At 56.4% G+C, this 26,000-nt stretch carries 27 protein-coding genes and 1 tRNA gene; 10 read left to right on the top strand and 18 right to left on the bottom strand.

Features of this window, described 5'->3' with window-relative positions; all coding sequences use genetic code 11:
- Both lsrF and lsrG read left to right on the top strand, forming a co-directional pair.
- Positions 1-888: a 3-hydroxy-5-phosphonooxypentane-2,4-dione thiolase gene (gene lsrF, locus BFV65_RS18255; RefSeq protein WP_022649459.1), complete on the top strand. Its 888-nt coding sequence runs from the start codon at positions 1-3 to the stop codon at positions 886-888.
- On the top strand, positions 885-1,178 hold the full coding sequence (gene lsrG / locus BFV65_RS18250) for a (4S)-4-hydroxy-5-phosphonooxypentane-2,3-dione isomerase (protein ID WP_063841064.1): 294 nt from the start codon (positions 885-887) through the stop codon (positions 1,176-1,178). Before lsrF ends, lsrG begins: the two co-directional genes overlap by 4 nt.
- A gap of 143 nt (positions 1,179-1,321) precedes the next feature.
- On the opposite strand, the gene BFV65_RS18245 is transcribed toward lsrG, so the two are convergent.
- A complete protein-coding gene (locus BFV65_RS18245) occupies positions 1,322-2,011 on the bottom strand; it encodes a B3/B4 domain-containing protein (protein ID WP_063150231.1) in 690 nt (229 codons plus the stop codon).
- Between the two features lie 42 nt (positions 2,012-2,053).
- On the opposite strand from BFV65_RS18245, the gene BFV65_RS18240 reads away from it, so the two are divergent.
- Positions 2,054-2,656, top strand: coding sequence for a helix-turn-helix domain-containing protein (locus tag BFV65_RS18240; protein WP_063841066.1), 603 nt, complete (start codon positions 2,054-2,056; stop codon positions 2,654-2,656).
- Positions 2,657-2,741: 85 nt separating this feature from the next.
- Here the strand turns inward: BFV65_RS18240 and ygjG are convergent, their stop codons facing one another.
- Entirely contained in the window at positions 2,742-4,121 is a 1,380-nt protein-coding gene (gene ygjG, locus BFV65_RS18235) for a putrescine aminotransferase (RefSeq protein WP_022649457.1), read from the bottom strand.
- Positions 4,122-4,543: 422 nt separating this feature from the next.
- Between ygjG and BFV65_RS18230 the strand changes: the two genes are divergently transcribed.
- On the top strand, positions 4,544-6,064 hold the full coding sequence (locus BFV65_RS18230) for a methyl-accepting chemotaxis protein (RefSeq protein WP_022649456.1): 1,521 nt from the start codon (positions 4,544-4,546) through the stop codon (positions 6,062-6,064).
- 239 nt (positions 6,065-6,303) lie between these two features.
- On the top strand, positions 6,304-7,863 hold the full coding sequence (locus BFV65_RS18225) for a methyl-accepting chemotaxis protein (RefSeq protein ID WP_069596972.1): 1,560 nt from the start codon (positions 6,304-6,306) through the stop codon (positions 7,861-7,863).
- Here the strand turns inward: BFV65_RS18225 and BFV65_RS18220 are convergent.
- Complete coding sequence (locus BFV65_RS18220; protein ID WP_017382401.1) at positions 7,860-8,354, bottom strand: PadR family transcriptional regulator; 495 nt, start codon at positions 8,352-8,354, stop codon at positions 7,860-7,862. The two genes, BFV65_RS18225 and BFV65_RS18220, sit on opposite strands and share 4 nt — an antisense overlap.
- Positions 8,355-8,499: 145 nt before the next feature.
- Between BFV65_RS18220 and BFV65_RS18215 the strand changes: the two genes are divergently transcribed.
- Positions 8,500-9,264 carry a siderophore-interacting protein gene (locus BFV65_RS18215; protein ID WP_032626343.1) on the top strand — a complete coding sequence of 255 codons (765 nt, stop codon included), beginning with the start codon at positions 8,500-8,502 and terminating at the stop codon, positions 9,262-9,264.
- On the opposite strand, the gene BFV65_RS18210 is transcribed toward BFV65_RS18215, so the two are convergent.
- On the bottom strand, positions 9,265-10,434 hold the full coding sequence (locus tag BFV65_RS18210; RefSeq protein WP_022649453.1) for a coiled-coil domain-containing protein: 1,170 nt from the start codon (positions 10,432-10,434) through the stop codon (positions 9,265-9,267).
- Between the two features lie 455 nt (positions 10,435-10,889).
- Positions 10,890-11,381 carry an Hcp family type VI secretion system effector gene (locus tag BFV65_RS18205; RefSeq protein WP_045327447.1) on the bottom strand — a complete coding sequence of 164 codons (492 nt, stop codon included), beginning with the start codon at positions 11,379-11,381 and terminating at the stop codon, positions 10,890-10,892.
- Between the two features lie 205 nt (positions 11,382-11,586).
- Between BFV65_RS18205 and BFV65_RS18200 the strand changes: the two genes are divergently transcribed.
- Positions 11,587-11,979 (top strand): polymorphic toxin type 44 domain-containing protein, encoded by a 393-nt coding sequence (locus tag BFV65_RS18200; protein ID WP_017692645.1) that lies wholly within the window; start codon positions 11,587-11,589, stop codon positions 11,977-11,979.
- Complete coding sequence (locus tag BFV65_RS18195; protein WP_023307019.1) at positions 11,957-12,421, top strand: hypothetical protein; 465 nt, start codon at positions 11,957-11,959, stop codon at positions 12,419-12,421. Before BFV65_RS18200 ends, BFV65_RS18195 begins: the two co-directional genes overlap by 23 nt.
- Positions 12,422-12,869: 448 nt before the next feature.
- Here the strand turns inward: BFV65_RS18195 and BFV65_RS18190 are convergent.
- Positions 12,870-12,945 (bottom strand) — tRNA-Ile (locus tag BFV65_RS18190).
- 124 nt (positions 12,946-13,069) lie between these two features.
- On the opposite strand from BFV65_RS18190, the gene mug reads away from it, so the two are divergent.
- Positions 13,070-13,576 (top strand): G/U mismatch-specific DNA glycosylase, encoded by a 507-nt coding sequence (gene mug / locus BFV65_RS18185; RefSeq protein ID WP_023298636.1) that lies wholly within the window; start codon positions 13,070-13,072, stop codon positions 13,574-13,576.
- Between the two features lie 106 nt (positions 13,577-13,682).
- On the opposite strand, the gene rpoD is transcribed toward mug, so the two are convergent.
- From rpoD to rpsU, 3 genes are all read right to left on the bottom strand, one after another.
- On the bottom strand, positions 13,683-15,527 hold the full coding sequence (gene rpoD, locus BFV65_RS18180; protein ID WP_069596971.1) for an RNA polymerase sigma factor RpoD: 1,845 nt from the start codon (positions 15,525-15,527) through the stop codon (positions 13,683-13,685).
- Between the two features lie 153 nt (positions 15,528-15,680).
- On the bottom strand, positions 15,681-17,426 hold the full coding sequence (gene dnaG / locus BFV65_RS18175; protein ID WP_003862574.1) for a DNA primase: 1,746 nt from the start codon (positions 17,424-17,426) through the stop codon (positions 15,681-15,683).
- A 115-nt stretch (positions 17,427-17,541) separates the two neighbouring features.
- Complete coding sequence (gene rpsU, locus BFV65_RS18170) at positions 17,542-17,757, bottom strand: 30S ribosomal protein S21 (protein ID WP_001144069.1); 216 nt, start codon at positions 17,755-17,757, stop codon at positions 17,542-17,544.
- A 236-nt stretch (positions 17,758-17,993) separates the two neighbouring features.
- On the opposite strand from rpsU, the gene tsaD reads away from it, so the two are divergent.
- Positions 17,994-19,007 (top strand): tRNA (adenosine(37)-N6)-threonylcarbamoyltransferase complex transferase subunit TsaD, encoded by a 1,014-nt coding sequence (tsaD, locus tag BFV65_RS18165; RefSeq protein WP_048966111.1) that lies wholly within the window; start codon positions 17,994-17,996, stop codon positions 19,005-19,007.
- Positions 19,008-19,083: 76 nt separating this feature from the next.
- Here the strand turns inward: tsaD and BFV65_RS18160 are convergent, their stop codons facing one another.
- The 9 genes from BFV65_RS18160 to BFV65_RS18120 all read right to left on the bottom strand — a co-directional run bounded on the left by BFV65_RS18160 (position 19,084) and on the right by BFV65_RS18120 (position 25,878).
- Entirely contained in the window at positions 19,084-20,241 is a 1,158-nt protein-coding gene (locus tag BFV65_RS18160; RefSeq protein ID WP_069596970.1) for a DDE-type integrase/transposase/recombinase, read from the bottom strand.
- A gap of 151 nt (positions 20,242-20,392) precedes the next feature.
- On the bottom strand, positions 20,393-21,010 hold the full coding sequence (gene ureG / locus BFV65_RS18155) for an urease accessory protein UreG (protein WP_023298635.1): 618 nt from the start codon (positions 21,008-21,010) through the stop codon (positions 20,393-20,395).
- A gap of 9 nt (positions 21,011-21,019) precedes the next feature.
- Positions 21,020-21,694 carry an urease accessory protein UreF gene (locus BFV65_RS18150; protein ID WP_023298634.1) on the bottom strand — a complete coding sequence of 225 codons (675 nt, stop codon included), beginning with the start codon at positions 21,692-21,694 and terminating at the stop codon, positions 21,020-21,022.
- Positions 21,694-22,233 (bottom strand): HupE/UreJ family protein, encoded by a 540-nt coding sequence (locus BFV65_RS18145; RefSeq protein WP_023298633.1) that lies wholly within the window; start codon positions 22,231-22,233, stop codon positions 21,694-21,696. The genes BFV65_RS18150 and BFV65_RS18145 overlap by 1 nt, the downstream gene beginning before the upstream one ends.
- A gap of 9 nt (positions 22,234-22,242) precedes the next feature.
- Positions 22,243-22,707 (bottom strand): urease accessory protein UreE, encoded by a 465-nt coding sequence (gene ureE / locus BFV65_RS18140; protein WP_023298632.1) that lies wholly within the window; start codon positions 22,705-22,707, stop codon positions 22,243-22,245.
- Positions 22,708-22,716: 9 nt separating this feature from the next.
- On the bottom strand, positions 22,717-24,420 hold the full coding sequence (gene ureC, locus BFV65_RS18135) for an urease subunit alpha (RefSeq protein WP_058646839.1): 1,704 nt from the start codon (positions 24,418-24,420) through the stop codon (positions 22,717-22,719).
- A complete protein-coding gene (locus BFV65_RS18130) occupies positions 24,413-24,727 on the bottom strand; it encodes an urease subunit beta (protein WP_015571906.1) in 315 nt (104 codons plus the stop codon). The genes ureC and BFV65_RS18130 overlap by 8 nt, the downstream gene beginning before the upstream one ends.
- 10 nt (positions 24,728-24,737) lie before the next feature.
- A complete protein-coding gene (locus BFV65_RS18125; RefSeq protein ID WP_003862556.1) occupies positions 24,738-25,040 on the bottom strand; it encodes an urease subunit gamma in 303 nt (100 codons plus the stop codon).
- A 10-nt stretch (positions 25,041-25,050) separates the two neighbouring features.
- Positions 25,051-25,878: an urease accessory protein UreD gene (locus BFV65_RS18120; protein ID WP_063149084.1), complete on the bottom strand. Its 828-nt coding sequence runs from the start codon at positions 25,876-25,878 to the stop codon at positions 25,051-25,053.
- Positions 25,879-26,000: the final 122 nt, after the last annotated feature.

Raw genomic sequence — 26,000 nt, 5'->3', positions numbered from 1 at the left:
ATGGCTGATTTAGACGACATCAAAGACGGCAAGGATTTTGGCATCGGTACGCCGCAGCAGAATGTGCCGTACACCCTGAAGGGCTGCGGTTCGCTCGACTGGGGCATGCAGTCCCGGCTTTCGCGCATCTTCAACCCGCAGAGCAACCGCACGGTGATGCTGGCCTTTGACCACGGTTACTTTCAGGGACCGACCACCGGCCTTGAGCGTATCGATCTCTCCATCGCGCCGCTGTTTGGCGAAACCGACGTGCTGATGTGTACCCGCGGCATCCTCAGGAGCCAGGTACCTGCCGCGACGAACAAACCGGTGGTGCTGCGCGCCTCCGGCGGTAACTCGATTCTGGGCGAGCTGTCTAACGAGTGCGTGGCGGTGGCGATGGAAGACGCGCTGCGCCTGAACGTCTGCGCGGTGGCGGCGCAGGTCTATATCGGAAGCCCGTTTGAACATCAGTCGATCAACAACATCATCAAGCTGGTGGATGCGGGGGCGCGTTACGGCATGCCGACGCTGGCGGTGACGGGCGTGGGTAAAGAGATGGCGCGCGACGCGCGCTATTTCTCGCTCGCCAGCCGCATCGCTGCCGAAATGGGGGCCCAGTTCGTCAAAACCTACTACGTGGACGAGGGCTTTGAAAAAGTGACCGCCAGCTGTCCGGTGCCGATTGTTATCGCGGGCGGCAAAAAGCTGCCGGAGCATGAGGCGCTTGAGATGTGCTGGCGGGCGATTGACCAGGGCGCGTCCGGCGTGGATATGGGGCGCAACATCTTCCAGTCCAGCGCGCCGCTCGCCATGCTGAAGGCGGTGAAGAAAGTGGTTCACGAGAACATGAGCGCCCGGGAGGCGTTCCAGTTCTGGCAGGAAGAGAAACAGGGAGAAGCAAAATGAACGTGACGCTGGTGGAAATCAACATCAAACCCGAGCGGGTGGATGAGTTTCTGGAGGTATTTCGCGCCAACCACGAGGGGGCGATCCAGGAGCCGGGAAACCTGCGCTTTGACGTCTTGCAGGACCCGAGGGTGAAAACCCGGTTCTTTATCTATGAGGCCTATAAAGACGAAGAGGCGGTGTTGGCGCATAAGCAAACGCCACACTATCTGGCGTGCGTGGGCAAGCTTGAAGAGTTGATGTCAGAGCCGCGCAAAAAACGCTGCTTTGTGGGGTTGTTGCCGGAGTAGCGTTTTGCCCGGTGGCGCTGCGCTTACCGGGCCTACGGGGGGATGGTGCGGTGTTTGCCCGGTGGCGCTAACGCTTACCGGGCCTACGGGTACGGGGGGGTTGATTTTGTAGGCCGGGTAAGCGAAGCGCCACCCGGCGTTGTTCACGCCAGCTCCAGCAACTGAACACGCGCCGTCGCGCCCGGCATCAGCTTTTGCAGATTGCTCACCAGCTCATCGCCAGCTTCCTGTAATGCCGCCAGCGGCATCGACGGCAGGCTTTCGAGAATAAACCACATGGACTGCGCCTGGCTGTCCAGACGCGTGCGTATCCCCTGTCGCCAGTTCCAGCGGCGGCAGGTGACGCCAAGATCGTCACGCCAGATAACTTCGCCTGGTTCCGGGTTTTCGACTACCGGCTCACCCTCTTTAAAGGTATCAAACGGCTCGCTGCCGTCGGCCAGCGTCAGGCGCGGCTCACCCGCGTAAGCCGCCAGATTTTCTCCCCCCACCGGAATAGCGTAGCGGATGCTGATGGCATTATAGATATCCACCACCGGGTCGAGCGGCGGCAGCGAACCATCTCTCATCACGCGCTTACGCAGAGCCGAGGCCGAGCAGGGCGTACGTTTGGGTTTTGCACCAAAGGCTTTAAACACCTCATCCCAGGCGGCGAGATGATTTTCTGCCCAGGGCACATCATCATTGAGCATCTGCTGGCAGACCTGCGCCAGCGCGGCGGGAGCAACCTCCGGTTGGGTGATCGGGGCGGCTTCAACCTGAATGCTCAACGCCCGAAAGCCGGGCGCGATCCCGACAAGTCGCGAATCTATTGACGGTGCTACAAGAGACATAAATAATCCTGTATTGACTGTTTTATACCATGGTAGTGACCAATGACTGATAAAGTCAATATAATGACCTACGCGGGCGCCGATGTTGCTCAGGTAAGCCTGGCCGTCGCGAACCGTATCCGCAGCTGGCGGAAAGAGAAAAAACTGTCGCTGGACGAGCTTTCTCGCCGCGCCAGCGTCAGCAAAGGCATGCTGGTGGAGATCGAAAAAGGGGCTGCCAACCCCAGCATTGCCATTCTGTGTAAACTGGCCGCCGCGCTTGGCGTTTCGGTCGCAGATATCGTTAATGTCTCCAGCGAGCCGCAGGTACACATTATTCAGGAAGAGGCGATCCCAGTTCTGTGGCGGGGCGCACAGGGCGGTTACGCCAGATTGCTGGCAGGCACCGCAGGCCCGGACATGATTGAGCTGTGGCAGTGGGAGATGCATCCGGGAGAAACGTTCACCTCTCCGGGACATCCGGCGGGAACGTTTGAGCTGCTGCACGTGAACGAAGGCGTATTAACCCTGACGGTGGACGAGACGGTGGCACAGGTTAATGCTGGCGCGTCGGCGGTGGCGAAAACGGAAGCGGCGCACGGCTATGCCAATGAAAGCGATACCGTGCTTCGCTTCACCATGACGGTGGCAGAGTTTCACCGATAAAAAGCAGCCCGGTGGCGCTGCGATTACCGGGCCGACATCTGCAGTATGTTGTAGGCCGGGTAAGCGTAGCGCCACCCGGCGTTTTTTATGCCTCTTCCACGCTCACCCGCAGCGCCGCCAGCGCCTTACGCGCCGCCTTCAGCACCTGCTCACACTGCTCAATGGTGAGCGTCAACGGTGGCTCAATGCGGATGGTTTTCGAGTTGTTGAGCGTTCCCGCCACCAGTACCCGCTGGCGGAACATCTCGCTTGCGAAGCTATAACCGGTTTCGTTATCAACGAACTCAATCGCCATCAGCATCCCTTTCCCGCGCGCATCCTGTACCAAATCCGGGTATTCCCGGCCCAGCTGACGGAAGCCGTCCAGTAGCATGTCGCCTTTTTGCTCCGCCTGCGCAGGCAGGTTTTGCTCCAGCAGCACGTTGATGGTGGCCAGCGCTGCCGCACAGGCCAGCGGGTTACCGCCAAAGGTGGTGGTATGTAAGAACGGGTTGTCGAATAGAACCGAGAAGACCTCCTCAGTGGCGACCGTTGCGCCAATCGGCATCACGCCGCCGCCGAGCGCTTTCGCCAGGCATAAAATGTCTGGCTGAACGTTCTCATGCTCGCAGGCGAACATCCTGCCGGTACGCCCCATCCCGGTCTGCACTTCGTCGAAGATCAGCAGCGCGCCAAACTCATCGCACAGCTGACGCACGGCGGGCAGATAGCCCTGCGGCGGGAGGATCACGCCTCCTTCGCCCTGAATCGGCTCCAGGATCACCGCCGCCACGTCGTCGCCGGTTTTACGGCATTCACTCAGCATGGTGCGCATGGCGTTGATGTCGCCGAACGGTACGTGGCGGAAGCCCGGCAGCAGCGGCATAAACGGTTTGCGGAAGGTGGATTTGGCGGTCGCCGACAGTGCGCCTAGGGATTTCCCGTGGAACGCGCCGCTGGTGGCGATAAAGGTGAATTTCCCGCGCGGCGACTGGTACGCTTTGGCGAGTTTAATCGCCGCTTCGACCGATTCGGTGCCGCTGTTGCTGAAGAAGCTGTATTTCAGCTTACCGGGCGTTAAGGCTGCCAGCGTTTTCGCGAGCATAGCGCGAAGCGGATCGAGCAGTTCCTGGCTATGGAGAGGTTGTTTCGCAAGTTGATTCTGTACGGCGGAAACCACAACTGGATTACGGTGCCCCACGTTGAAAATACCAAAACCACCCAGGCAATCGATAAACTCCTGTCCCTGGGTGTCGACAAGCGTATTCAGACTCCCCGCTTGCCACTCTACGGCTCCGTAATCCCCGCCGGCGGTAACAGATTTGCGATACTCCAGAAAACCAGGATTCACATGCTCTTTAAAGTAATCAATGACCTCACGGTTAAGTTGTTTCATCTCCTCATGATCAAGCGTTCGCTTTTCAATGAGATTCAGTGCGTGCGCGGTACAGGCAAGAGCCGAGGCGCTGGAAGGTAACCTGTTCAAAATATGCTCCCGGGGATCGCGTATCACATGATACTGAGTTAAGTATTGCAGGGATTACGCCACCTCAGATGCCTTAACAAAAATCGGGATAAACGCCAGGTGAAATCAAAGTTGCACAATATTTAATCATGCCATCGCGCGCCGCACGGGATAAGGGATAACGAGCCGGGGATGGGGTTTCGTCAATTGCACTGCTCCAGGGCAGGAAATGCGCCTTAAGTGTGCGCCGGGGGATCATGCTTTGTAGGTAGTTTCGTGTCGAAAGTATTTTAAATCAATTAATTAGAAAAGCGTACGAAAAGTGCGGTTTAACCGAGATTTGCGATCTCAATCATATTTAACAACTAAAGATAAATTTTTTATCGCCGAAAAAACATAAGCCACAAAATTAACATTCAAATAACCTGCAAGGGATGCTCACTATGTCCTCTCCTGACTATGTCACCCAGAATGAATATCCGCTGGACGATGACACCACGCTTATGTCGACCACCGACCTCCACAGCTACATGACCCACACTAACGACACCTTTGTGCAAGTGAGTGGCTTTACGCTTCAGGAGTTGCTCGGGCAGCCGCACAACATTGTGCGCCACCCCGATATGCCGAAAGCGGCTTTTGCCGACATGTGGTACACGCTGCAAAAGGGCGAGCCCTGGAGCGGGATTGTCAAAAACCGACGTAAAAATGGCGATCACTATTGGGTACGCGCCAATGCGGTACCAATGGTGCGTAACGGTCAGATGACGGGCTATATGTCCATTCGTACCCGCGCCACCGAGGACGAGGTCGCCGCGGTGGAGCCGCTTTATAAGGCGCTCAATGAAGGACGTAGCAAAAAACGCATTCATAAAGGGCTGGTGGTGCGCAAAGGCTGGCTCGGCAAATTACCGGCGATGCCGCTGCGCTGGCGAGTGCGTAGCGTAATGGCGGTACTTTTTGCGGTGATGGCCGCAACGCTGGTTGCCAGTGCCGCAGGCTGGGCTTCGCTGGTGGCGGCAGCCGTGGTGATGCTGCTTGGCACCCTGGTGTTTGAGCAACAGATTGTCCGCCCGGTGGAAAACGTCGCAAGGCAGGCGCTCAGGGTCGCTACCGGCGAGCGTAACAGCGTGCAGCATCTTAACCGCAGCGATGAACTGGGGCTGATGCTGCGGGCCGTCGGACAACTGGGGCTGATGTGCCGCTGGCTTATCAACGACGTCTCCAGCCAGGTGGTGAGCGTGCGCGACGGCAGCGACAGGCTGGCGCAGGGTAATGAAGATCTCAACGACCGCACGCGCCAGACCGTGGCTAACGTGCAGCAGACCGTGGCAACAATGAACCAGATGGCGGCGTCGGTGCAGAGTAACTCTGAGACCGCAGCCGAAGTCGACAAGCTGTCGATGGCTGCCAGCAGCGCGGCCACGCAGGGCGGCACCGTGATGCAGACCGTGGTGAAAACCATGGATGACATTGCCGACAGTACCCAGCGCATTGGCTCTATTACCTCGCTTATCAATGACATCGCCTTCCAGACCAATATTCTGGCGCTGAACGCCGCGGTTGAGGCGGCACGCGCGGGCGAACAGGGGAAAGGCTTTGCGGTGGTGGCGGGCGAAGTGCGTCATCTTGCCAGCCGCAGCGCGAACGCGGCTAACGATATTCGCAAGCTGATCGACGCCAGCGCCAGCAAAGTGCAGTCGGGCGCCGATCAGGTCCACGCCGCGGGACGTACCATGGATGATATTGTCGAGCAGGTGAAAAACGTCACGCAGCTTATCGCGCAGATCAGCCACTCCACCTCCGAGCAGGCGACAGGCCTGACAGAGCTGACCCGTGCCGTGGCAGAACTGGACAGCATTACGCAGAAAAATGCTGACCTGGTCGAAGAGAGCGCGCAGATTTCCGCGATGGTTAAGCACCGGGCCGGACGTCTTGAAGATGCGGTTACCGTGCTGCATTAAGAAATGCATGCTTCGATAAAGCCGTTTATTCCTCCGGGGTAAACGGCTTTTTTGTTTTTCAGAATAAGTTATGTTGTTAATGAAATATTAAGTAACTAAAAAAAGTACCCGATTTTTAATTGCTATGCCCCGGATTCATTGAAAGTGAGAAATAAAAAAACGATCAAAGTCATAAAGTTAGCGCGTTTCCTACCGATAACAGCGATCGTCTGAGAAATAATCACATCGATGGGGTAAATATGTTCATACATGACGTAAAGATCGGCACGAAATTATTTCTGGCGTTTGGATTATTTATTGTCCTGATGGTCGTCAGCGCAAGCTTGTCTCTGATGAGCCTGAATCGGGCAAACAATGGAATGCAAACCATTATTACCAGCGACTATCCAACTACGGTAAAAGCGAACCAGTTAATCGACAACTTCCAGGAATTTATCAGCACGCAGCAGCTCATGCTGCTGGACGAACAGGGAATGTACACGACGCAATCAGAACAGCGTCTGAAGGCGATAAGCGAGCGCATCACCGCAATCCTGAGCGAGCTGGACAACGCTCTCAAGGATAAAAAATCCCAACAGGTGCTGGCGGACATCCACGGCGTACGCCAGCAATATCTTGACTCGCGCTACCGCATTTTGCAGGCCGTGCAGAATAACGACCGTGCGGGCGCGATAAACGAGATGATGACCAACACCCTGGACCTGCAACAGTCTTATAAAGCGAAAGTGCAGGCGCTGATTGCGATCCAGGATCATGAAATGCAGAGTGCGGGCGAGCAGGTGGAAGGCGATTTCCGCACTAATCGTCTGCTGCTGATCCTGATTACGCTTTTCAGCGTCGCGGCAGCCAGCCTGACTGGCTGGTTCATTGTGCGATCCATTACCCGCCCGCTGAACGACGCGGTGAATTTTGCGGAGGCCATCGCCGATGGCGATCTCACCGGCAGCATTACCTCGCACGGTAAAGATGAAACCGGACTGCTCCTCACCGCATTGATGGAGATGAAAACGCGCCTGCTGGAGATTGTGCAGCAGGTGCAAACCGGATCGGAAAACATCTCCAGCGCCGCCGCGCAGATTGTCGCAGGCAACCAGGATCTGGCTGCCCGCACGGAGGAGCAGGCCAGTTCCGTTGAGCAGACGGCCGCGTCGATGGAGCAGATTACCGCCACGGTGAAGAACACCGCGTCCCACACCGGAGAAGCGACGAACCTGTCTACCGATGCGGCTGCCGTGGTAAAAAACAACGGCGAGATGATGAAGCAGGTCACCAGCAAAATGCGCCTGATTAACGAAACATCGAACAGGATGTCCGACATTATCGACCTGATCGACGCCATTGCCTTCCAGACCAACATTCTGGCGCTGAACGCGGCGGTCGAAGCGGCGCGCGCAGGTGAGCATGGTCGCGGCTTTGCGGTGGTGGCGGGCGAGGTACGCCAGCTCGCGCAGAAAAGTGCAACATCAGCGAGTGAGATCCGCCAGCTGATTGAAAGCTCCACAAGCCAGACGCAGGACGGCATGAACCTTGTGGAGAAAGCCAGCGGGCTTATCAACGGCATGGTCGGCAACGTGGAAGAGATGGACGTCATCCTGCGTGAAATTCGCCAGGCCAGCCATGAACAGACGGAAGGTATCTCGCAGATCAACAGCGCGATTGGCCTGATAGACGCCACCACCCAGCAGAACTCCGCGCTGGTGGAGGAGTCCGTTGCGGCGGCGGCATCCCTTAACGAACAGGCGATGCACCTGAAAGAGCTGGTCCGCGTGTTCCGCGTGAGCGACGGCGTGCTGGCTTAATCCAGCTGGGAGATCTCCAGTGCCGCGCGGTCAATCACGCCGATAATCTGTTTTAACTGCGCGTCGCTGAGTTCTCCCTGATTAACCTTCAGATCCAGAACCGCTTTGAAGTTATCCAGCGCCCGCTTCATCTGTGGGTTTTTGCGCAGCTGGAACCCGACGGAGCGCGCCTTGATACGCGTCTGGATCTGCTCCAGCTGTTCCCGATTGTCATCCAGCCATTGCTGCCCGGCGGCGTTAATCGCAATCCGCTTACGGCCGTTCTCTTCTTCGGTAATGGTGATCAGCGCCTGATCCTGCAAGTAATCCAGCGTCGGGTAGATCACGCCAGGGCTTGGCGTGTAATGTCCCTGCGTCAGGTTCTCGATCTCTTTAATCAGCTCATAACCATGGCTCGCGTTGCGGGTCAGGATATCCAGGATCACCAGCCGCAAATCACCATGGCCAAAAAATCGTGGCCGGCGTCCGCCGCCGTCGTGTTCGTGTCGCATGTTTCTTCCTCAATTTGATATATCTAAACTATATCTAAGATATATTCAGATGCAATCTAAAAGATCTTGATTTCTGAGTTAATAGCAATCATTATCATTAAAAATTCATTCCGATATATCGTATTCACCTGAGAAGGGCATCAACATGGCATCTACCCGTTACCCTCAACGTGTCCGCAATGACCTGCGTTTTCGTGAGCTGAACGTGATGCGCACTGAGCGAGTCAGCGCAGGATTTCAGCGCATTGTACTAGGCGGCGAGGCGCTGGAGGGCTTTAGCTCTCGCGGCTTTGACGACCATACCAAAGTCTTTTTCCCGGCACCGGGCACCCCTTTCGTGCCGCCTGTGGTGACCGATGAAGGCATCGACTGGGGCGACGGGGTGCGTCCGCAGGCGCGTGACTACACCCCGCTGTACGATGACGAAAAACACGAGCTGGCGCTCGATTTTTTCGTGCATGATGGCGGCATTGCCAGCAACTGGGCGGTAGAGGCGAAGGTGGGCGACAAGCTGACCATCGGCGGTCCGCGTGGTTCGCTGGTGGTGCCGGAAGATTACGCCTGGCAGTTGTACGTGTGCGACGAGTCGGGTATGCCCGCGCTGCGCCGCCGTTTAGAAAGCATCGCAAAACTGCCTGTTCCCCCTGCGATCCACGCCATCGTCACCGTGGGCGATGCGGCGTACCAGGACTATCTGGCGCACCTGAGCGGGTTCAACATCACCTGGGTTATCGGCCACAACGAGCAGGCGGTAGCCGACCATCTTGCAGCGCTGGCCGTGCCGGAAGAGGATTACTTTATCTGGCTGACCGGAGAGGGGAAGGTGGTGAAACGCCTGAGCCGTCAGTTTGAAACCGACGCAATTGACCCACAGCTGGTACGTGCCAGTGCGTACTGGCACGCCAAATAATCAGGCTGCGGGATCCAGCTGCGCTTCGCTCACCTGATGTTCGAGCGAGGCGCATACCTCTCTCAGCGCTTTCTCCTGCTGGGCAAAGTAGGCTTCCATATTGCTGAGCGACGAGACGAGCAGCCAGGACTCTTCCTTCTCCAGCTCTGCCAGCTCGTTCACCAGGGTGTCGATTTGCTCACGCACCTGCGCCATTTTTTTGCGAATACGTTCCAGGTCGTTCAGCCTGTCGCTCGCCATCATCGGTTCAAACCCTTGTTGCAGACGGGCGACCAGCGAGCGAATGGCCTTCACGTCGCCGCGCTGTTTGGCCTGGTTGAGTTGCACCATCATCCTGTTGGCTTCCTCTTTTAAATCATCGGCAACCAGATCCGGGTGGCATAGCTTGCTCGCCTGACGCCAGAGCCGCTTCAGCTCGTTCCGATCCTCTTCAGAGAGATCCTTGCCTTTACGCAGGCGCACCTCGGCATCATGATGCTGTTCTCGATACTTTTTGTACTCTTCGTTGGCCTCATCGCGCGCCTGACGTGCTGGCTCTTCTTCACGCGTTAAACCGGTCTCCAGCTCCATCGCTTCGGCCAGCAGGTTGGCAATCAGATTACTTTGCTGCTGAAGATGCTTGCGCGCCTCTGCCGCCTGAACGGAATCCGCAGGCAGATCTCGCCAGCGCCGGGTGAGCGTTGTCAGAACCTCTACGGCCTGCGCCATATAGCCCTGGCAGCGGCGGTAATCCTCTTCCCGACGACGCGTCTCCGCCTGCTGACGACGCAGGTTAAGCTCCGCCAGCGTTTTACGCAGGGCGAGGATCTGCTGCATCAACGGCCCGAGGCGGGAGAAATAGAGATCGTTGAATTCATCAAGCTGCTGTACCCGGGCGTTACGGCGATCAATCAGATCGCGCAAGCGCTCTTCCAGAGCTTTCAGCTCCAGCTTGCTGGCCGCCAGTTGCGGGTCACGCCACGGGGTAACGGCGCGCTGGCTTTGCAGCCAGGCGGTGATAGCGCGAAGGGCTGCGGTGTAATTTTTCTGCTCAAGCGCCGCGACGATGGACAGGAGATTATCGTCAAAGGCTTCCTCTTTGAGACGTTTCAACTGGCTCCGGATGATGTCGTCATCTTCCAGCTCAATGGCATTTTTAATGATTTCTAGCCGTTTGATCGGTGTGCTCATGATGCCTTTCGCTCTGGCGCTTAAGTATTTGAGTTAAGGTTAGTTGTTGTAAAAGCTAAAGGAAATAATACACACGGATGATGATCGGCGCGATGGGGGATTTCTTTAGTTTTTAGGGTTTGTGAAAGAGTGAGAGTTATTGAATCTTCCTTCTGGAACGGGGAGCACGGGGTTAAATGTGACCTTAGAGTTCACTTTTGAATGCGTGAGCCGAGAAACTCGAAAATTTGGGGTTCTGGAGGCATGCAGCGGTAGCGGTACGCCGCAATAACTGCCAGAGAATGCTTAACAGCATTAAGCATGATTAAAATACCCCAAATGTATAAGAAGTGCGGAGAGCTGACACCAGGAGATCGCGCGGGATGTTGCCATTGAGGGGAGGCTCGTGCTGGCAAACCGAGGGGGCGAAAGAATTGGCACTAAAAACAATACAGGGCGGATTAACCGCCCTTTTTTTACGCTGTAACCCGCTCGTTCCACGCGTCCGAGTATTGGATGTTCCCATCGCAATACTTCCAGGTGATCCGCTCATAGCGGAGCTGTATTCCCTCATTATGATTGTGTATCTGTAACGCTGGCTCTTTACAGTTATGCATGACGGGGTTAATGCTGACTACCCGGACGTTTTCAAGCAGCATATTGAAATATTCAACCTCCTGGCCCGCATCGTTGATTTTATACCACTTGATCTCTGCGCTTTTCAGCGTTTGGCCGGTGGCTACCGCTTTGTAGAGATAAGGGCTGGAGCTATCAAACTCTTTTTCAATTACGAGCGGCGCATGTAAGCGCGTGCCGGTGATCTTGCCTGTGTTGTTATCGGTCGGAACTAACAAGCCGTGACTAAAAGAGAGTATCTCTATACTACCTTCTCTATTTTGAACATCCACAGATCCCTTAATCGGGTTGCCGCCATCATCCTTAAGCCATAGATAAGCAGGAATAGCCATTTTTAAAACTCCATTTCCATTAGGGTAAACCCTCATTAATGACTAAATACGGATCGCAGGTGATACAAATTGTGTTATAGGTTCGTGTTATTTAATTTCGTTACTTATTGATGTTGCAAATAAAATTAATAAATTGATCTTCAGCAGTACGCATTACCGTTATTGCTCTTATGTTGCCCTTTTTGCCTGGCAGAAAGGAAGAACGATGGCATGTATACCGATTTATCCACCCCGCGGGCTGGAGATATTGCGCGAACACATAAGGCTCGCGCGGGCGCGTCACGAAGTCCAGAATATGGCCGCCCCGCTTACGTATACGTGGTTTTATGAGCGAGTAAGAAACGGCGGGCCGTGGGATTACAAACAACATAAACGGGCTTATGCTGACTTCGGGAATTTCCATTACGGCGCTGTGGGTTATGCAGCGTGCATCCCTGCAAAGATTTTGCTTATTGCTGCCGGCGCAGCGCAGTGGAAAGCCGGCACATCAAGACCCGAATGGGGTAATTTCACGGGGACCCCGCCGTTTGGTGATGATCCGATTGACCAATTTTGGATAAAGCAAGGCATCGACTATGTTAAACAGCATCACTTTTAGGACGCTGCACTGGATCGCCACTATTCTTATGGCCCTGGCGGTCGCGGGGTACTGTTATTTCCAACATATACAGCGTTTAACTGTTAGTGATCGGCTATATCAAGTTCGCCAGCTCACGCCCCGGACCTGGTTATACATTACTGAGTATGACGGCTCGAACATGACCACCGGGGAAGTGTATCGTTATTTTTTAGCGAGTAAGATTGACGGTGATCCGCTGGTGGCTCTCGAAAAACAACATATCGCGCCCACGCTTACAGCGAATACCGCCCGCGCAAAAGTTGAAGGCATAGGCAACAATATCTCATTTACTGTTCACGGCACAGTGTACAGCTTTACAACGTCCGCATTTTTTTATGATGCTGAGGGAATAGCGGCCGTGCCGTCAATTGACTTAACGGCCCGCGGCGAGAGCTGGGACAAGGGGAAATTTAGTCGATAGATAAATATTTATTTAAAAATCCCTTGCGGTCGGGTCAATGACCCGATGAGCAGCGTGTAAGTTTTCACGGCGTACCCGTAGCCGTTCATGGGTCAGAAGTACATTGTGGTTGTCAACCGGGTTCGAACAGGGTGATTGCCCCGCCCGGTCAGTGGCTGGGACGTGACCCGGTTGATATTGCCAGGGAAGAACACGCCGCAAAGCTGGCAGCAGAACAGCCAGCATAAGCATCATTGAGGGGGACAAGCAGAACCGAAGCAGTGATGAAGATCCGTTTCATTCATACCCCTTGCAATAGTGGTTACTGCATGAAGCTGATTAGATCCAGGAGTGTATGAACGGTCATAAATTAACTATAAAACACTATGGTTAATTTTTTGGAATATCCCCGGCATATCCCTGGAAAAAAGAGGCTGGTGGGTAACTCCCCGCCAGCCCTTGCTGTATTTGGTGGCCCCTGCTGGACTTGAACCAGCGACCAAGCGATTATGAGTCGCCTGCTCTAACCACTGAGCTAAGGGGCCGTGGCGGTGAATTATAAAGTAACTCCCCTCATCAATCCAGCCATTCACACCTGCCTGCTGTTTTTATAAACAACGCATAATCAATCCTTTATACTTATCTTAAGATGCATAGACAGGAGTAGAGATGATCAACGATATTCTGGCCCCTGGCCTGCGGGTGGTGTTCTGCGGAATCAACCCGGGCAAGTCCTCGGCGCACACCGGTTTTCACTTTGCTCATCCGGGAAATCGCTTCTGGAAGGTGATCCACCAGGCCGGTTTTACCGACAAACAGCTTAAGCCGGAAGAAGAGCAGCAGCTGCTGGATACGCGCTGTGGCATCACCATGCTGGTCGAGCGTCCAACGGTGCAGGCGAGCGAAGTAAATCTGCATGAGCTGCGTACTGGCGGGCGGGAACTGGTGAAGAAGATTGAAGACTACCAGCCCGCGGCGCTGGCGATCCTCGGCAAACAGGCGTACGAGCAGGCGTTCAGCCAGCGCGGTGCAAAGTGGGGTAAGCAGAACATTACCATTGGCGTAACGCAGGTGTGGGTGTTGCCGAATCCGAGCGGGCTGAACAGGGCGACGCTGGACAAGCTGGTGGAGGCGTATCGGGAACTTGATGAGGCGCTGGTGGTGAGGGGGCTTTAGCTCCTCTGCGGCCTGATGCCCTCACCCTCACCCTGACCCTCTCCCACAGGGAGAGGGAATAAACAAAAAAAGCTCCCGATTGGGAGCTTTTTCATTTCAGGACCGATTAATCGTCCAGGAAGCTACGCAGCACTTCAGAGCGGCTCGGATGGCGCAGCTTACGCAGCGCCTTCGCTTCGATCTGACGGATACGTTCGCGGGTCACGTCAAACTGTTTACCCACTTCTTCCAGCGTGTGGTCGGTGTTCATATCGATACCGAAACGCATACGCAGCACTTTCGCTTCACGGGCGGTCAGGCCAGCCAGCACGTCGTGCGTAGCGGCACGCAGGCTCTCGGTGGTGGCAGAGTCCAGCGGCAGCTCGAGGGTAGTATCCTCGATGAAATCACCCAGATGCGAATCTTCATCATCACCAATTGGTGTTTCCATGGAGATTGGCTCTTTAGCGATTTTCAGCACTTTACGGATCTTGTCTTCCGGCATCAGCATGCGTTCAGCCAGCTCTTCCGGCGTCGGCTCGCGGCCCATCTCCTGCAACATCTGGCGAGAGATACGGTTGAGTTTGTTGATGGTCTCAATCATATGCACCGGAATACGGATGGTGCGCGCCTGGTCTGCGATAGAGCGGGTGATCGCCTGACGGATCCACCAGGTAGCATAGGTGGAGAACTTGTAACCACGACGGTATTCAAACTTATCTACCGCTTTCATCAGACCGATGTTGCCTTCCTGAATCAGATCCAGGAACTGCAGGCCACGGTTGGTGTATTTCTTGGCGATAGAGATAACCAGACGTAAGTTCGCTTCAACCATCTCTTTCTTAGCACGGCGGGCTTTCGCTTCACCGATAGACATACGACGGTTGATGTCTTTCACCTGCTCGATGGTCAGGCCGGTCTCTTCTTCAATCTGATGCAGCTTTTGCAGGCCGCGCTGTACGTCTTCTTTCACGTCGTGCAGCTTTTCAGACCACGGCTTGTTCATCGCGATAGCGGCGTTGAACCAGGTTTCGCTGGTTTCATTGCCGGTGAAGAGGGTGATGAAATTCTTCTTCGGCATTTTGCACTGTTCAACACACAGCTTCATGATGATACGTTCCTGGGTACGTACGCGATCCATCATCACGCGCATGCTGTTCACCAGGTAGTCGAACTGTTTTGGCACCAGGCGGAACTGTTTGAACACTTCCGACAGCTTCAGGATCTCTTCCTGAGCGGCAGCATGGCTGCGGCCTTTCGCTTTGATGGTGTTACGCGTCACTTCGTACTGAGTACGCAGCTCGGCAAACTTCTCGCGCGCCAGTTCAGGGTCGATGCTGTTGTCGTCGTCGCTGCTGTCGTCGTCTTCTTCTTCATCTTCGTCTTCGTCGTCATCCATCTCTTCCTGAGACAGCTCAGAACCGACGTGAGTGGCGGTTGGCGCCATATCTTCTTCAGCGTTCGGGTCGACAAAGCCAGTGATCAGATCGGACAGACGCGCTTCTTCCGCTTCAACGCGATCGTACTGCTCCAGCAGATAGGTAATCGCTTCCGGGTATTCGGCAACAGAGCACTGAACCTGGTTGATCCCGTCTTCGATGCGTTTTGCGATGTCAATTTCGCCTTCGCGGGTCAACAGTTCAACGGTACCCATTTCACGCATGTACATGCGGACCGGGTCAGTGGTACGCCCGATTTCAGATTCCACGCTGGACAGTACCTGTGCAGCAGCTTCTTCCGCATCTTCGTCAGTGTTGTTGGAGGTTTCAGCCAGCAACAGATCATCGGCATCCGGTGCTTCTTCCATCACCTGAATGCCCATGTCATTGATCATTTGGATGATATCTTCGATCTGATCTGAATCGACGATATCTTCCGGCAGATGGTCATTGACCTCGGCATAGGTCAGATAGCCTTGCTCCTTACCGCGTTGGACAAGAAGTTTCAGCTGTGACTGCGGGTTTTGCTCCATAAGACGGTATCCACACTTAATTCGTTTGATTGGTGTCGGCGATAGGGCTGCCAACCTTTAAAGCGAGGGCGTACTTATATTTTTGCCGCTGCCTCTCAGTGCGGCTGCCGGGGGCTTCCCGATCGATATTCGGCACTTAAGCCGTTAAATTTTTTATTTCTTCGCCAGTTCCTGGTTAATCATCCAGAGCTCCCGGCGTTCTTCGCTGCTTAAGCCATGGGTGCGCTCGCGAGCTATCAACTCTTCCTGGCGCAACTCAAGCATCGAATCAAACATATGGTTGAGTGAGTCGGTGAACGTTTTTTCTGCGATATCCTTATCTGCTATATCGTCCCACATCGACAGTTTTTCAAGGGTAGCGGCCTCTTTTGTGCCGCGATAATGCTCTAAAAGTTGTCCGGTGGTCAGACCTGGCTGCGACAAACAAGTGTTGACCAATTCTGAAAATAAGCCAAGTCCGGGCAATTTTTCGTGGTTCAAACCCGCCAGTGACGGCACTTGCGGAGCAAGTTCGGGGTTTTGCACCAGCAACCCTATCAGTATACGCATGGTTGTGCGTTTTAGCTGAGGCGCGGGGCGTACCGTGCCGTTTTCAGCCTGTTTAGGCATTAAACGTTCAAGCTGGCTGTCATCCAGAATGCCGAGCTTGTTGCCTAACTCCTGACGCAGATAGATGCGCAGCGTTTCGCCGGGCACCTGGCTGATTAACGGCAGCGCCAGCGTGCTGAGCTGCGCGCGCCCGTCAGGGGTACTCAAATCCACCTGCGGCATCAGGCTGTTAAACAGAAACGTGGAGAGCGGCTGTGCCTGCTCCATCCGCGCTTCAAATGCCGCTTTGCCCTCTTTACGCACCAGCGTATCCGGGTCTTCACCGTCGGGCAGGAACATAAAGCGTAGCTGACGCCCGTCGGTCATATACGGCAACGCGGTTTCCAGCGCTCGCCAGGCGGCGTCGCGTCCTGCGCGGTCACCGTCGTAACAGCAAATCACGTTGTTGGTGACGCGGAACAGCAACTGGATATGGTCCGCCGTGGTGGACGTTCCCAGCGACGCAACGGCATAGTTAATGTCGTACTGCGCCAGCGCAACAACATCCATATAGCCTTCGACGACCAGAAGACGCGGAGGTTCCGCATTATCCTGCTGTGCCTCATAAAGACCGTAAAGCTGGCGGCCCTTATGGAAAATATCGGTTTCCGGGGAGTTAAGGTATTTCGGCAGGGCATCACCCAGCACGCGACCACCAAAACCTATCACCCGGCCACGCTTGTCGCGGATCGGGAACATCACCCGTTCACGGAAGCGGTCGTAGCTTCGTCCCTGGTCGTTGGTGACCAGCATGCCTGCGTCGATGAGGGATTTACGATCTTCGCTATTGCCGCCAAAACGCTTTAACACGTTGTCCCAGCCGGGCGGGGCGTAACCAATAGCGAAACGCGCAATCACATCGTCGCTCAGTCCGCGCTTGTTCAGATACTGACGCGCAGGCTCAGCCGCAGAGTGCTTAAGAGACTGTTGGTAAAACGAATTCAGGCCATCCATCAACTGATATAGCGTTTGCCGCTGATGGCGCTCGATCTGACTTGGCCCACTGCCTGCTTCATACGGCACTTCAAGGTTATGCATCGCCGCCAGCTCTTCGACGGTTTCAACGAACTCGAGCTTGTCGTAGTTCATCAAAAAATCGACGGCATTACCGTGTGCGCCACAGCCGAAGCAATGGTAGAACTGCTTTTCACCGTTTACGGTGAAAGAGGGGGTTTTTTCGTTATGGAACGGACAGCACGCATGGTAGTTCTTGCCCTGCTTTTTTAGCTTCACCCGCGCGTCGATGAGATCGACGATGTCGGTTCTGGCAAGCAGGTCATTGATGAAAACGCGTGGGATTCTTCCGGCCATATGCCCCAAAAATTTAAGCGACTTATAAACGAAAACAAGCCGCGCATTCCTTCCGGAAGCACGGCCTTACGACTACAACTCTGTCTGTCAATTGAGGGCTGTGGCCCTCAACAGATTAGTACAGACGAGTACGGCGTGCGTTTTCGCGAGCCAGTTTCTTCGCGTGACGTTTCACAGCGGAAGCTTTAGCGCGCTTACGTTCGGTCGTTGGTTTTTCATAAAACTCACGACGACGAACTTCAGCCAGAACACCTGCTTTCTCGCATGAACGTTTGAAGCGACGCAGTGCTACGTCGAACGGCTCGTTTTCACGTACTTTAATTACCGGCATGTAACTCTCACCTTTAATAAATTCGGTTTGCCGCTGGCATCAACGCCAGCTTATTTCAAAATGGTGCGGAATTTTACTGCAAATGCTGCTGCTTTGTAAAGCACCGATGCGATTTTGAAAGGGACTTTTATAAGGGGGAAGAGTATACACGAGGCTTCTTCCTGGGGCGAACAAAGTTTTACATCAACCCGCCCAGGCTCTACACTGCGCGGTATTGAAACGAGGTAAAACAAGTCATGCGTGTACTGGGTATTGAAACATCCTGCGATGAAACCGGCATCGCGATTTACGACGACGAAAAAGGGCTTCTGGCCAACCAACTGTATAGTCAGGTGAAATTGCACGCTGACTACGGCGGCGTCGTGCCTGAACTGGCCTCTCGTGACCACGTGCGTAAAACGGTTCCCCTGATTAAGGCGGCACTGAAAGAGGCCGGGTTAAGTGCAAAAGATATTGATGCCGTGGCCTATACTGCAGGACCGGGCCTGGTTGGCGCGCTGCTGGTCGGCGCAACGGTAGGGCGTTCGCTGGCCTTCGCGTGGGACGTTCCGGCCATTCCGGTTCACCATATGGAAGGACATCTTCTGGCTCCGATGCTGGAAGCCAATCCGCCAGCGTTCCCGTTTGTGGCGCTGCTGGTCTCCGGCGGTCATACGCAGCTGATTAGCGTAACGGGCATTGGCAAGTATGAGCTGCTGGGCGAATCGATCGACGACGCGGCCGGTGAAGCCTTCGACAAAACTGCCAAGCTGCTTGGCCTGGATTATCCTGGCGGCCCGATGCTGTCGAAAATGGCCGCGCAGGGAACGGAAGGGCGCTTTGTCTTCCCGCGTCCGATGACCGATCGTCCGGGGCTGGATTTTAGTTTCTCCGGTCTGAAAACCTTCGCGGCGAACACCATTCGCAATAACGACGACAGCGAGCAGACGCGTGCCGACATCGCCCGCGCGTTCGAAGATGCGGTGGTGGATACGCTGATGATCAAGTGCAAGCGTGCGCTGGATCAGACGGGCTTTAAGCGCCTGGTGATGGCCGGTGGCGTGAGCGCCAACCGTACGCTGCGCGCGAAGCTTGCCGAAATGATGCAAAAGCGTCGTGGGGAAGTGTTCTACGCGCGTCCGGAATTTTGTACCGATAACGGGGCGATGATCGCCTACGCCGGGATGGTGCGCCTGAACGCTGGCGCCACGGCTGACCTGAGCGTGTCCGTGCGTCCGCGCTGGCCGCTGGCGGAGCTGCCTGAGGCGTAAGTCTTTTGCCCGGTGGCGCTGGTGTATGACCGTATACATAGGTAACAGATCAGACCGGGAACATAGGTAACACTTTTCAGTCTATCCGGAGCACACTCTGGGTTTTTCGGTCGTAGTACGCAAGCGTTATTCCATTAAAGATGATGGCCTCCAGGCCATCATCTTGTTCTTCCAGCATGATGTACTCATCAGTCAGCGCTTCACTCAGGAACACCGTCCCCTTTTTCCCCATATAGAGTGTCCCCCTTGATTTCACCCTGTAGACCGTACCTCCTTCCGGATAAGCATATTCAGGAACCCTGCCATCCCAGTGCCGGCCTGAGGGTTGCCATACCGTTCCGGGCGTTGCACCCGCCAGGGCTTCATGTGGCCTTTCATAGTTAAACTCTTCCCGGTAGCCACTGAACCACCGCTGTTGTTCTTCCATCGTCATAAATATGTTGCCCTGTTTTACTGCACTTTTCAGCGAACGATGCATTCGCTCATGACGGCCGTTTTCTTCCGGATGCCCCTTTCTGATGCGTTCCGGTCTGATGCCCAGCTTTATCAGCCAGACTGCAAGGCGACTTAACCCGACGATACCTGTTCCTGCGAAAGGCTGACCATTATCCGTTCTCAGGACTTCCGGCAGACCGTACTCCAGGAACGCATCCGTCAGGCACTGCCTGACGAAGGGCTCGCTCTCCCGGTCTGCTCCCCGGCAGCTCAGAAGATACCGGCTGTGATTGTCGGTGAGGGTGAAGGGATGACAGTATTTCCGGCTCAGCAGCCTGAACTTGCCTTTAAAATCAGCGCTCCAGACCTGATTGTTCTCACTGATGATGGTCAGGGGCTGGCGATTGCCCGGGGTTCTGCGTTTTCGCTTTTTATCCGGAACCAGGCCTTCACGCTTGAGGATATCGCCGATAGTACTGGCAGCGGGGACGGTAAAATCGACGTGATGATTGAGCAGCCACATCCGCAGTTTTTTGGGGCCCCAGTCAGGGTGTTTTTGCCTCAGGGCCGTAAGCTGCCCGGCGATATCATCAGGAACTGTCCGGGAGTGGGAGTGCGGAGCACGTGACCGGTCAGAGAGAGATGACAGGTCAGAGGGGTCAAAACGCTGAAGCCATTTGTAACCGGTTTTTCGACTGATGCCGAAGAGACGGCAGAGGGCAGAAAAAGAATCCGTACCTGCATGGCAGGCACGGATGAAATCAAGGCGTTGCATAGGTCGGGTCTCAGTCCAGGGCATAGCGAGTCTCCTCTTCTATGCCAGTTATAACTGTTACCCATGTATCCGGTCTAAAGTGTTACCCATGTTCCCGGTTCATACCCTGGGCTTACCGGGTCTGCAAAAATCGTAGGCCGGGTCAGGCGAAGCCGCCACCCGGCAATAAACCGCACTACATCCGCAGCATCCCTTTCTCTTCCAGAAACGCAATAATCGTCGCCAGCCCGTCACCCGCCTTCAGGTTGGTAAAGGTCCACGGACGCTCGCCGCGCATGCGATTAGTGTCTCGCTCCATTACCTCCAGCGACGCCCCCACGTACGGCGCGAGGTCGGTTTTATTGATCACCAGAAAATCGGATTTGGTGATCCCCGGCCCGCCTTTGCGCGGGATTTTTTCCCCCTCGGCCACGTCGATCACGTAGATGGTGAGGTCCGCCAGCTCCGGGCTGAAGGTCGCGCTCAGGTTATCCCCGCCGCTTTCGACGAAGATCAGATCCAGATTGCCGAACTTCTCGCTCAAGGCTTCCACCGCTGCCAGGTTCATTGAGGCATCTTCGCGGATGGCGGTGTGCGGACAGCCGCCCGTTTCCACCCCTACGATGCGCTCTGGCTCAAGCGCACCCGCCTCGGTCAGGATGCGCTGATCCTCTTTGGTGTAGATATCGTTAGTCACCACCGCAAGATGATAGGTGTCGCGCATCGCCTTGCAGAGCGCTTCCAGCAGGGCGGTTTTGCCCGACCCTACCGGGCCGCCCACGCCAACGCGCAGGGGATGTTTGTAATCAGCCATATTGACTCCTCAGGAACGGAATAGTCGTGAATATTGGGTTTCGTGGCGTGCGGAGGCGATGGCGGACAGCGGCGTAGCTGCCCCCAGCGCGTCGTCGCCACGTAAAAATGCCTGTTCAAACCCAGCGGCAAAATGGTCGCTCAGGTCGATAATCAGCTGTTGTGCGGCCTGCTGCCCAAACGGCACCAGCTTGACGCCCGCCATCACCGCGCTCTCAATCCAGCTGTAGCCGAGGCTCAGCGCCAGCTCGCGCGCGCTAATGCCCCAGCGCACGCCGAGCCACGCCATACCGCCGAGCTGGCTCTGCATCAACAGCGGCAGCCATTCTGGCGGGCAGGCGGGTTCCCAGCTTTTAACCAGGCGCGTAAAGGCCGCGCCGCGGTTGCGTTCTTCCTCGCGCAGTTCGCGCGTTTCCCGACAGGCGAGCAGGTATGCCGTCCAGCGTTTTGCTGTCGCGACCTCCTGCTTCTCGCAGGCATGATACAGGCGGATAAACAGCGGCAGGTCGACGCAGAAAAAGCTCTGCTCCATTTGCTGGATCTGCCAGCGCCTGAAGGCCTCAGCGTCCGTGATCCACCCGGCCTCGACAGCCCACTCCAGCCCCTGTGACCAGGTATACGATCCGACCGGCAGGCTACTGCTGGAGAGCTGCATCAGGCGCAGCCGCTGGCGGGCGTGCTCCATCAGCTCATCAGCGCCAGCAGGGCAGAGACGATCAGCCCGCCGCCGAAGGTCTTACGCAGGCCGTCGTGACGGCGCAGCAGCAGCCCTGCCGCGAAGCTGGCGCACAGCACCGTGGCACTGGCTAACATAAATCCGCTGGTAAAGAGCCAGAAGCTGTGGCCGGACATCTCCACGCCGTGCGCCCAGCCGTGGAACATCGCCAGGGCTGGAACCGCCAGCAGCAGGCGATTTTCAGTCTTAAACATCATCACGCCGCAGACCGCCAGTGAGGCGATAATCAGCATCTCCATGCCGCTAAAGCCGCCGAGCAGGCTGCCCGTAACGGCGCCAGCCAGCATCATGCCGAGCGTTGCTAACGGCAGCAGCAGCTTGCGGCCGCTCAGGGCGGACAGCACGCCAGCCCCCGTCAGCATCAGCAGGTGATCCAGCCCGGTCAGCGGATGGAGAAAACCTGCCTGAAAGCTGTCGGTTCCGTGCCCGGGATGGGCAAGCGCCGGAACGGAAAAGGCCAGCAGAAACAGCGGTAAATACTTACGCATGATGAGTCCTTAATGTGAATGAGCGTGGGAGTGGCCATGACTGTGGGCATCGCTGGTGTAAGCGCCCGCTTCTGGTTCAAAGGGCAGGCTGGCGAAGGTCACCTCCAGCCCGAACTGACGTAGCATGTCGTCGAGAACGTGATCGTGGTGGTAGCGCATTTCGCCGGGCATGATTTGCAGCGGTACGTGGCGGTTGCCCAGGTGATAACAGGCGCGGGCGAGCAGGAACGGGTCGGCACAGCGCACCACGGAAACCGACTCCGGGGCGGCGATCACTTCGATCACTTCGCTGCCATCGTCGGTAGTCAGCAGGTCGCCCCCGCGCAGCAGCAGGCCGCGCGGCAGCATTAGCCCGGCTTCGCGGCCGTCGTTCAGCGCCACGCGGGCGCGGCTTTTTACCCGCACGTCAATCGGCAGCGTAACGCTGGCGGTGACGGGGTGCGCGTGGTCCAGGCGTTGGGTTAAATAAATCATCATCACTCCTCAAAACAGAAAATAGCGTTGCGCCATCGGCAAAACTTCTGCCGGTTCGCTGGTGATCAATTCGCCGTCGACGCGAACCTCATAGGTTTGCGAGTCAACGGTGATATTCGGCTGTAAATCGTTGTGGATCATGTCGGCCTTTTTCACCGTCCGGCAGCCTTTCACCACCGCAGTGGCGCTTTGCAATCCGAGCCGCTGCGGAATGCCGCTGGCATCAGCGGCCTGCGAGACAAACGTCAGCCGCGTGGCGTGGCGTGCGGCACCAAGTGCACCAAACATCGGGCGGTAATGCACCGGCTGCGGCGTGGGGATCGAGGCGTTGATGTCGCCCATCGGCGCGCAGGCGATCATCCCGCCTTTGACGATGGTGGCCGGTTTGACGCCAAAGAAAGCGGGGGACCAGACCACCAGATCCGCCAGCTTGCCCGCCTCAATAGAACCGACCTCATGGGCGATGCCGTGGGTAAGAGCCGGATTAATGGTGTATTTGGCGACATAGCGCTTCACGCGGAAGTTGTCGTTCTCGCCGGTCTCTTCCGGCAGTGCGCCGCGCTGCACCTTCATGCGGTGCGCCACCTGCCAGGTGCGGATAATCACTTCCCCCACGCGGCCCATGGCCTGTGAATCTGACGAGGTGAGCGAGAACGCGCCGATATCGTGCAGCACGTCTTCGGCGGCGATGGTTTCCCGACGAATACGGGATTCCGCAAACGCCACGTCCTCGGCGATATCCGGGTCGAGATGGTGACAGACCATCAGCATGTCCAGGTGCTCGTCGATGGTATTCACCGTGTAGGGCAGCGTCGGGTTGGTGGAGGAGGGCAAAATATTCGGGTGCGCGCAGGCGGTGATGATATCCGGCGCATGGCCGCCGCCCGCCCCTTCGGTGTGGAAGGTGTGGATGGTGCGCCCGGCGATGGCGGCCAGCGTGTCTTCGACAAAACCGGACTCGTTCAGCGTGTCGCTGTGTAGCGCCACCTGAATATCCATCTCTTCAGCGACCTCCAGCGAGCAGTTGATTGCCGCAGGCGTCGCGCCCCAGTCTTCGTGGATCTTAAGCCCGATGGCGCCAGCCGCGATCTGCTCGCGCAGCGCGTCCGGGTTTGAACCGTTCCCTTTGCCCAGCAGGCCAATATTCACCGGCAGCGTATCGGCGGCCTGCAACATGCGGGCGATATACCACGGCCCCGGCGTGCAGGTGGTGGCGTTTGTACCTGCCGCAGGGCCGGTGCCGCCGCCGATCATGGTGGTGACGCCGGAGACCAGCGCCTCTTCCGCCTGCTGCGGACAGATCCAGTGGATGTGGGTGTCGATCCCGCCAGCGGTGACGATCTTCCCTTCGGCGGCGATCACTTCCGTTGCCGCGCCAATCGGGATCGTCACGCCGGGCTGAATGTCCGGGTTTCCGGCTTTGCCGACGGCGAAGATCCGCCCATCTTTTATGCCGATATCCGCTTTCACAATCCCCCAGTGATCGACAATCAGCGCGTTGGTGAGCACCAGATCCACGCAGTCGTCGGCGGTCATCTGCCCCTGTCCCATGCCGTCGCGGATCACTTTTCCGCCGCCGAATTTAACCTCTTCGCCGTAGATCGTGAGATCGTCCTCCACTTCGATCCACAGCTCGCTGTCGGCCAGCCGCACTTTATCCCCGGTAGTGGGGCCGAACATATCGGCATACGCCTGGCGTGAAATCTCAGCCATGTTTCACCTCGCCCATGACCTCGCCGCGAAAGCCGAAAATGCGCTGTGCGCCCGTCACCTGCACCAGCGTCACTTCCCGCTTCTGGCCGGGCTCGAAGCGCACGGCAGTGCCGGCCGGGATGTTCAGCCGGTAACCTCGGGTGGCTTCGCGATCGAACTTCAGCGCCGGGTTGACCTCGTAAAAGTGGTAGTGCGATCCCACCTGGATCGGCCTGTCGCCGTGGTTTTCCACGATCACACTTCGGGTTTCGCGCCCGACGTTGAGAGCAATGTTTCCGGACTGGATCCGGTATTCGCCTGGGATCATCACGCGCTCCTTACACGATCGGGTTGTGGACGGTGACGAGCTTGGATCCGTCCGGGAAGGTGGCTTCCACCTGGATATCCGGGATCATCTCCGGCACGCCCTCCATCACCTGATCGCGCGTCAGGACGTGGCGGCCGGCTTCCATCAGCGAGGCGACGGTTTCGCCATCGCGCGCGCCTTCCATAATAAAGGCGCTGATCAGCGCGACCGATTCCGGGTAGTTGAGCTTTACCCCGCGCGCGAGGCGGCGTTCGGCAACCAGCGCGGCGGTGAACAGCAACAGCTTGTCTTTTTCTCTGGGAGTCAGTTCCATAGCGTTTCTCTTATGTCTGCCAGATACGCGGCGAACAGGCGGTTTTGGGGGTTAAAAGCGGGCGAAGCGACTGCCAGATATCGCGCATCACCCGCTGGCAAATGAGGTTGTCGTGGGAGAGAAAACGCACCGACAGCAGGTCGTCGGTGAGCGTCGCCCCGCCAAAGTTTTCCAGCGGGGCGAGCCGCTCGCGCACTGTATCAAGATGAGCTTCCCGGGCCGGGTAGAACAGCAGCGTGCCGACCCACGGATGGCCTGCGACGGGCGACAGATCGCCATCGTTAAGATGCAGTCGCTCAATCAAACGCGGCTCGCCATCCACCCACACCTCAAGGCGGCTCTCCAGCGTGCCGTGGCTGAAGGTTTCGTTTATCACCGGACGGCCCAGACAGTACAGCTCCCACGCCAGCAGCGTGCTGGTGGCCTTAAGATGGAAGACGGAACGCAGCGCGGCGTTAGCGCCGGGGAAAATTATGGTGTCCTGCGGCAGCCACTCCAGCGTGGCCTCTTCGTCGAGGTAAAAATGCTGATTCAGACAGGCCAGCGGGCCGCTGCTGCGATAGAACTTGCTGGCGCCGGGCATGGTGATGAGGGCATGGCTTTTGGCGTCGAGCCGCACGGAAATATCCAGCGTATCCCCGCCCACAATCCCGCCTGGTGGATGCAGCAGGTAAAGATGGCAGGTCTCGCCTTCAGGGTAAAACGGGCGCTGAACGGTGAGCGGCCCGGTGTGACGCGCGGAATGGAGGAGGGTTTTCTCAGGGGTATAACAAAACTGGAGGGCAAGCGTGGCCTGCCATCCTTTGTATGAATTATCAGTGACCTGAGTTGCTAACATGGTGCTTCCATTTCCACACTATCGGGGTACGTTTCAGTATGCCCTGGCGGAAATGAAGGCTGTCATATGAGTCGCTTATGGATAAAAAACCGGCTCATGTGAGCCGGTTTCAGTAATGTAGG

The sequence above is a fragment of the Enterobacter hormaechei subsp. hoffmannii genome, assembly GCF_001729745.1.
In the GTDB taxonomy this organism is placed as follows: Bacteria; Pseudomonadota; Gammaproteobacteria; order Enterobacterales; family Enterobacteriaceae; genus Enterobacter; species Enterobacter intestinihominis.
The sequence above is the reverse complement of the archived record's forward strand: the minus strand, read 5'-3'. Positions and strand labels throughout refer to the sequence as shown.

Coding starts and splice junctions, on each gene's coding strand:
- lsrF (WP_022649459.1), top strand. CDS start 1: ATGGCTGATTTAGACGACATCAAAGACGGCAAGGATTTTGGCATCGGT.
- lsrG (WP_063841064.1), top strand. CDS start 885: ATGAACGTGACGCTGGTGGAAATCAACATCAAACCCGAGCGGGTGGAT.
- BFV65_RS18245 (WP_063150231.1), bottom strand. CDS start 2,011: ATGTCTCTTGTAGCACCGTCAATAGATTCGCGACTTGTCGGGATCGCG.
- BFV65_RS18240 (WP_063841066.1), top strand. CDS start 2,054: ATGACTGATAAAGTCAATATAATGACCTACGCGGGCGCCGATGTTGCT.
- BFV65_RS18230 (WP_022649456.1), top strand. CDS start 4,544: ATGTCCTCTCCTGACTATGTCACCCAGAATGAATATCCGCTGGACGAT.
- BFV65_RS18225 (WP_069596972.1), top strand. CDS start 6,304: ATGTTCATACATGACGTAAAGATCGGCACGAAATTATTTCTGGCGTTT.
- BFV65_RS18220 (WP_017382401.1), bottom strand. CDS start 8,354: ATGCGACACGAACACGACGGCGGCGGACGCCGGCCACGATTTTTTGGC.
- BFV65_RS18215 (WP_032626343.1), top strand. CDS start 8,500: ATGGCATCTACCCGTTACCCTCAACGTGTCCGCAATGACCTGCGTTTT.
- BFV65_RS18210 (WP_022649453.1), bottom strand. CDS start 10,434: ATGAGCACACCGATCAAACGGCTAGAAATCATTAAAAATGCCATTGAG.
- BFV65_RS18205 (WP_045327447.1), bottom strand. CDS start 11,381: ATGGCTATTCCTGCTTATCTATGGCTTAAGGATGATGGCGGCAACCCG.
- BFV65_RS18200 (WP_017692645.1), top strand. CDS start 11,587: ATGGCATGTATACCGATTTATCCACCCCGCGGGCTGGAGATATTGCGC.
- BFV65_RS18195 (WP_023307019.1), top strand. CDS start 11,957: ATGTTAAACAGCATCACTTTTAGGACGCTGCACTGGATCGCCACTATT.
- mug (WP_023298636.1), top strand. CDS start 13,070: ATGATCAACGATATTCTGGCCCCTGGCCTGCGGGTGGTGTTCTGCGGA.
- rpoD (WP_069596971.1), bottom strand. CDS start 15,527: ATGGAGCAAAACCCGCAGTCACAGCTGAAACTTCTTGTCCAACGCGGT.
- dnaG (WP_003862574.1), bottom strand. CDS start 17,426: ATGGCCGGAAGAATCCCACGCGTTTTCATCAATGACCTGCTTGCCAGA.
- rpsU (WP_001144069.1), bottom strand. CDS start 17,757: ATGCCGGTAATTAAAGTACGTGAAAACGAGCCGTTCGACGTAGCACTG.
- tsaD (WP_048966111.1), top strand. CDS start 17,994: ATGCGTGTACTGGGTATTGAAACATCCTGCGATGAAACCGGCATCGCG.
- BFV65_RS18160 (WP_069596970.1), bottom strand. CDS start 20,241: ATGCCCTGGACTGAGACCCGACCTATGCAACGCCTTGATTTCATCCGT.
- ureG (WP_023298635.1), bottom strand. CDS start 21,010: ATGGCTGATTACAAACATCCCCTGCGCGTTGGCGTGGGCGGCCCGGTA.
- BFV65_RS18150 (WP_023298634.1), bottom strand. CDS start 21,694: ATGGAGCACGCCCGCCAGCGGCTGCGCCTGATGCAGCTCTCCAGCAGT.
- BFV65_RS18145 (WP_023298633.1), bottom strand. CDS start 22,233: ATGCGTAAGTATTTACCGCTGTTTCTGCTGGCCTTTTCCGTTCCGGCG.
- ureE (WP_023298632.1), bottom strand. CDS start 22,707: ATGATTTATTTAACCCAACGCCTGGACCACGCGCACCCCGTCACCGCC.
- ureC (WP_058646839.1), bottom strand. CDS start 24,420: ATGGCTGAGATTTCACGCCAGGCGTATGCCGATATGTTCGGCCCCACT.
- BFV65_RS18130 (WP_015571906.1), bottom strand. CDS start 24,727: ATGATCCCAGGCGAATACCGGATCCAGTCCGGAAACATTGCTCTCAAC.
- BFV65_RS18125 (WP_003862556.1), bottom strand. CDS start 25,040: ATGGAACTGACTCCCAGAGAAAAAGACAAGCTGTTGCTGTTCACCGCC.
- BFV65_RS18120 (WP_063149084.1), bottom strand. CDS start 25,878: ATGTTAGCAACTCAGGTCACTGATAATTCATACAAAGGATGGCAGGCC.